Origin of the sequence: Pseudomonas sp. KB_15, from assembly GCF_052114525.1 — a bacterium.
GTDB lineage: Bacteria > Pseudomonadota > Gammaproteobacteria > Pseudomonadales > Pseudomonadaceae > Aquipseudomonas.
Genome location: NZ_JBFREX010000256.1, coordinates 1 through 418 on the forward strand (window position 1 = coordinate 1; position 418 = coordinate 418).

General features: G+C 67.9%; 1 protein-coding gene. It reads left to right on the forward strand.

What is annotated here, in order from left to right:
- Positions 1-418: ABC transporter permease subunit (locus tag AB4Z35_RS30760; protein WP_442101266.1), on the forward strand; the 418-nt coding region annotated here is incomplete at both ends.

Consider the following 418-nt stretch of genomic DNA (forward strand, 5'->3'; position numbering starts at 1 on the left):
ATCTCTACGCCATCCAGTTCGGCTTCGTGAACCCGGAAATCGCCTCGTGGCACCAGTCGGGCAATGCCATGCTGATGGTGATCCTGGGCGGCGTGGGCAGCCTGGCCGGCGCGGTGCTGGGCGCGTTCTCGTTCGTGCTGCTGGCCGAATGGTTCAGCACGCTGACCAAGCACTGGCAACTGCTGATGGGCGGCTTCATCATCGTGGCCGTGGCGCTGCTGCTGGACGAGCCGCTGGCCGGCATGGGCGCCGAGGAATCCGCGCGGATGCTGGACCTGCTGCGCGGCCTGCGCGACGGCCACGCGATCCTGCTGGTCGAGCACGATATGGAGGCGGTCTTCGCCGTAGCCGACCGCATCACGGTGATGGTCAACGGCGCGGTCATCGCCACCGGCGATCCGGCCGCGATCCGGGCCAA